We start from the raw sequence: 5155 nt of genomic DNA on the forward strand, positions 1-5155 counted from the left end.
CCATGGACGACGGGCTGTCGCGGGCAGTGCGCACGATCTTCAAGCGGCTCTATGACGCAGGTCTGATCTATCGAGCCGAGCGGCTGGTGAACTGGTCGCCGGTGCTGGAAACGGCGATCTCGGACCTCGAGGTCCGATACGAAGACGTCGAAGGCGAACTGGTGTCGTTCCGGTACGGCTCGCTCGACGATTCCGAGCCGCATATCGTGGTGGCGACCACTCGGGTGGAGACGATGCTGGGCGACACCGGGATCGCTGTTCATCCCGACGACGAACGCTACCGAAAGCTGGTCGGCACCACGCTGCCGCACCCTTTCCTGGACCGAGCGCTCATCATCGTTGCCGACGATCATGTCGACCCTGAATTCGGCACCGGAGCAGTCAAAGTCACGCCCGCCCACGACCCGAACGACTTCGAAATCGGACTCCGGCACGAGCTGCCGATGCCGTCGATCATGGATACTAAGGGTCGGATCGTCAACACAGGAACACAATTCGACGGGATGGACCGCTTCGACGCCCGCGTCGCCGTTCGCGAAGCTCTTGCAGCACAGGGCAGAATCGTCGCGGAGAAACGCCCCTACCTGCACAGCGTCGGACACTCCGAGCGCAGTGGGGAGCCGATCGAACCGCGGCTGTCGCTGCAGTGGTGGGTCCGGGTGGAATCGCTGGCCAAGGCCGCTGGCGACGCAGTCCGCAACGGCGACACCGTGATTCACCCTGCCAGCCTGGAGCCGCGCTGGTTCGCCTGGGTCGACGACATGCATGACTGGTGCATTTCACGGCAGCTGTGGTGGGGCCACCGGATCCCGATCTGGTACGGCCCTGAGGGTCAGCAGATGTGCGTCGGTCCCGATGAGACACCGCCCGACGGTTGGGAGCAAGACCCCGACGTCCTGGACACCTGGTTCTCGTCGGCGCTGTGGCCGTTCTCAACTCTGGGCTGGCCTTCGAAAACCCTGGAGCTGGAGAAGTTCTATCCGACAAGCGTTTTGGTGACCGGCTACGACATCCTTTTCTTCTGGGTGGCCAGGATGATGATGTTCGGCACCTTCGTCGGCGGAGATGACGCCATCACGCAGGACGGCAATCGAGGTCCCCAGGTGCCGTTTACCGACATCTTCCTGCACGGCCTTATCCGCGACGAGTCGGGCCGAAAAATGAGTAAGTCCAAGGGCAACGTCATTGATCCGCTGGACTGGCTGGATATTTACGGTGCCGACGCCTTGCGGTTCACCCTGGCCCGCGGCGCCAGTCCCGGCGGCGATCTCGCGGTCGGCGAAGATCACGTGCGGGCGTCCCGGAATTTCGGCACCAAGCTGTTCAACGCCACCCGGTTCGCGTTGCTCAACGGTGCCGCCGTGGCCCCGCTGCCTGATCCCGCCGAATTGACTGATGCTGACCGCTGGATCTTGGGGCGGCTGGAAGAGGTTCGGGCCGAAGTTGATTCGACTTTCGACGGATATGAATTCAGCCGCGCCTGCGAGGCGCTCTACCACTTCACCTGGGATGAGTTCTGCGACTGGTACGTCGAACTGGCCAAGACGCAACTGGCCGACGGTCTAACCCACACCACCGCGGTGCTGGCCGCCGTGCTGGACACCCTGCTGCGGTTGCTGCATCCGGTGATCCCGTTCATCACGGAGGCGCTGTGGCAGGCGTTGACCGGACAAGAGTCGCTAGTGATAGCTGAGTGGCCGAAGTCGTCCGGCATCAGCCTGGATAGCATTGCCGGGCAACGGATCACGGACATGCAGAAGCTGGTCACCGAGATCCGCCGCTTTCGCAGCGACCAGGGTTTGGCGGACCGGCAGAAAGTGCCCGCCCGATTATCGGGTATCGACGCCGCCGACCTAAGCACTCAGATCGGCTCGGTCGCCTCGCTGGCCTGGCTGACCAAGTCGGGCCCGGAATTCAGCCCGTCGGCATCGCTTGAGGTCGGCCTTGCCGGGGGTATCGTCGTCGTCGAACTGGACACCTCGAGCACCATCGACGTCGAGGCCGAGCGTCGTCGACTGGAAAAGGACTTGGCCGCCGCGCAGAAGGAATTGGCTTCCACCACAGCCAAATTAGGCAACGCTGACTTTATGGCCAAGGCGCCGGCCGCTGTCGTCGACAAACAACGAGAGCGTCAACGCGTGGCCCGCGAGGAAACCGCCCGGATAACGGCCAGGTTGGCCGGCCTGCAGTGACCCTGGAGCCACCCCACCCAGGATCCACCGGCATGGTGCCAACCCCCGATGAGATCGCGGCCTTACTGCAAGTCGAGCATTTGCTCGACCAGCGCTGGCCGGAGACCAAGATCGAGCCGAGCCTGACTCGCATCACCGCGCTGATGGACCTTCTCGGTTCACCCCAGCGCGGCTACCCGTCGATTCATATCGCCGGCACCAACGGCAAGACCTCGGTGGCGCGCATGGTCGACGCGCTGCTGGCCGCGTTCCAGCGGCGCACCGGACGGACCACCAGCCCGCATCTGCAATCGGCGGTCGAGCGGATCGCCATCGACGGACAGCCGATCAGCCCAGCCCGGTACGTGGCCACTTACTCCGAGATCGAGCCGTTCGTGCAGATGATCGACGCGCAGTCGCAGGATGCCGGAGGCCCGGCGATGAGCAAGTTCGAGGTGCTCACCGCAATGGCCTTCGCGGCGTTCGCCGATGCGCCGATCGAGGTCGCGGTCATCGAGGTGGGTCTTGGGGGCCGTTGGGACGCCACCAATGTGGTCGACGCGCCGGTCGCGGTCATCACCCCGATCAGCGTCGACCACGTCAAATATCTCGGTGCCGACATCGCCGGGATCGCTGGCGAAAAGGCCGGCATCATCCACAAGGCCCCTGAGGGCGCACCCGACACCGTAGCGGTGATCGGCCGCCAGGTACCCGAGGCGATGGAGGTGCTGCTGGCCCAAACAGTGCGCGCCGACGCCGCGGTCGCACGCGAAGAATCCGAGTTCGCCGTACTGGGTCGCCAAATCGCCATCGGTGGCCAAGTGCTGCAGTTGCAGGGCCTCGGTGGGGTGTATTCCGATGTGTATTTGCCGCTTCACGGTGAACATCAGGCCCACAACGCGGTGGTGGCGCTGGCCGCCGTCGAGGCGTTTTTCGGTGCCGGCGCGCAGCGTCAGCTCGATGTCGATGCCGTGCGGGCCGGGTTCGCAGCCGCGACCAGCCCGGGCCGGTTGGAGCGGATGCGCAGCGCACCGACGGTGTTCATCGACGCCGCGCACAACCCCGCCGGCGCGGCGGCATTGGCGCAAACGCTGGGTGAGGAGTTCGATTTCCGGTTCCTGGTCGGGGTTGTCAGTGTGCTGGCCGACAAGGACGTCGGCGGGATCCTTTCCGTGTTGGAGCCGGTGCTTGATCGAATTGTGGTCACCCACAACGGATCACCGCGCGCTCTCGACGTGGAGTCGCTGGAGCTGGCCGCGCAGCAGTGGTACGGACCCGACCGTGTCATCGCGTGCGAAAACCTGCCTGCCGCAATCGAAACCGCGACCGCACTGGTTGACGACGTCTTTGCCGGCGGGGAAGTCGGTGAGGACGCGTTGTCCGGGACCGGCATCGTGATCACCGGCTCGGTGGTCACCGCCGGGGCGGCACGTACGTTGTTCCGACGTGATCCGGCGTGACCACGCCCGATCCGTGGAAAAGCTTCCGCGGCGTGATGGCGGGCACGCTGATCCTGGAGGCGATCGTGGTGCTGCTGGCCGTGCCGGTGGTCGGCGCTGTCGGCGGCGGTCTTTCCCCCGTCGCACTGGGATATCTGATCGGCTCGGCGGTGATCCTGGTCCTGCTCACCGGGCTGCAGGGCCGGTCGTGGGCCATCTGGCTGGACCTTGCCATGCAGCTGGTCTTGATTGCCGGCTTCCTGCTGTACCCGGGCGTGGGATTGATCGGGCTGCTCTTTGCCGGCGTGTGGGCGCTGATCGCTTACTTGCGCGCCGAGGTGCTGCGCCGTCAGCGACGCGGCCTATTGCCCGGCCAGCAGCCGCCCCCCGACTGATTCGCCAGGTACGCTGTCCGCCGTGAGCGCGCCGGCGACATTAAGAGACATCAGCGATGAGGTGGGGGCACCTCCCGCTTGCGGGGGAGAGTGGCGCACATGAGTGAGCGGACTCTTCTGTTGATCAAGCCCGACGGGGTCGAGCGGCGCCTGGTGGGCGAGATCATCGGCCGCATCGAACGCAAAGGCCTGGCTGTCGCGGCGCTGGAAATGCGCGTTATCGACGATGAGCTGGCCGCCCAGCACTATGCGGAGCACGACGGCAAGCCGTTTTTCGGTTCCCTGCTGGAGTTCATCACGTCAGGACCGCTGGTGGCGGCGATCGTCGAGGGGCCGCGGGCGATCGCGGCGGTGCGCCAACTGGCCGGCGCAACCGATCCGGTCGAGAAGGCCGCTCCCGGCACCATCCGTGGCGATTTCGGCCTCGAAACGCAGTTCAACTTGGTGCATGGCTCCGATTCACCGGAGTCGGCTCAGCGCGAGATCGGGCTCTGGTTCTCTTAAGCCCTAACCGCGCGGATCGGTGCACTTGGTCCGAGTCGCCCCGAGGGTATGGGATACTGAGTAACGGGTGAACGTCGCCGGACCGGCTGCGGACGCCCGAATGAAGACTTCGACAAGCGCGACCACCGCGAACCGCGATACGGGCGCCGAGTGTCCAGCCATCATTCACAACCGGCGCCGAGTGTGTTCGACATGAGCCGCTCGGAGCGAGACCATCACAAGTTCGGGAGAAGTGACCCGGACGTATAGCGAAGCCCTCGCGTGGCCGCGTCGCAAAGGACGCGCCCGGGGGCTTGAGGAGAATACGTGATAGACGGTGGCCCATCCTCAGAGCTTCCAGAAGACTCGTCGCAGCAGGAGGACCTGCCTGACCGGCTGAGGGTCCATTCGCTGGCCAGAGCGCTCGGGACGACCAGCAAACAGGTGCTCGACGCTCTCGCCGAACTCGACGGGCGAGTCCGTAGCGCCCATTCCACCGTGGACCGCGTCGACGCGGTCCGGGTGCGCGAGCTGCTGGGCAGCGCGCCGGCTACCGCCGCAGGGGCGGTCGTCGCGACCGAGCCGGAAACGGCCGCTGCGGGGGATGAACCCGAGTCCCGGCTGATGCTGGAGACCCCGGAGCACCCCGCTGACCGCCCCGAGTACA

General features: G+C 65.5%; 4 protein-coding genes and 1 pseudogene. All 5 read left to right on the top strand.

What is annotated here, in order from left to right:
• On the top strand, positions 1-2192 hold a 2192-nt coding region (locus WB785_RS11885), incomplete at its 5' end, for a valine--tRNA ligase (RefSeq protein WP_424079368.1).
• Positions 2193-2224: 32 nt separating this feature from the next.
• The gene (gene folC / locus WB785_RS11890) at positions 2225-3631 is read left to right on the top strand and encodes a bifunctional tetrahydrofolate synthase/dihydrofolate synthase (RefSeq protein ID WP_424079369.1); all 1407 of its coding nucleotides are present in this window, start codon (positions 2225-2227) and stop codon (positions 3629-3631) included.
• 35 nt (positions 3632-3666) lie between these two features.
• A complete protein-coding gene (locus WB785_RS11895; RefSeq protein WP_424079373.1) occupies positions 3667-4005 on the top strand; it encodes a DUF4233 domain-containing protein in 339 nt (112 codons plus the stop codon).
• Positions 4006-4104: 99 nt separating this feature from the next.
• Entirely contained in the window at positions 4105-4509 is a 405-nt protein-coding gene (ndk, locus tag WB785_RS11900) for a nucleoside-diphosphate kinase (RefSeq protein ID WP_424079371.1), read from the top strand.
• 306 nt (positions 4510-4815) lie between these two features.
• Positions 4816-5155, top strand: a pseudogene (locus tag WB785_RS11905) (ribonuclease E/G); the annotation flags it as partial.

It is taken from the genome of Mycobacterium sp. (genome assembly GCF_049585075.1).
Lineage (GTDB): Bacteria > Actinomycetota > Actinomycetes > Mycobacteriales > Mycobacteriaceae > Mycobacterium.

Coding starts and splice junctions, on each gene's coding strand:
- folC (WP_424079369.1), top strand. CDS start 2,225: ATGGTGCCAACCCCCGATGAGATCGCGGCCTTACTGCAAGTCGAGCAT.
- WB785_RS11895 (WP_424079373.1), top strand. CDS start 3,667: ATGGCGGGCACGCTGATCCTGGAGGCGATCGTGGTGCTGCTGGCCGTG.
- ndk (WP_424079371.1), top strand. CDS start 4,105: ATGAGTGAGCGGACTCTTCTGTTGATCAAGCCCGACGGGGTCGAGCGG.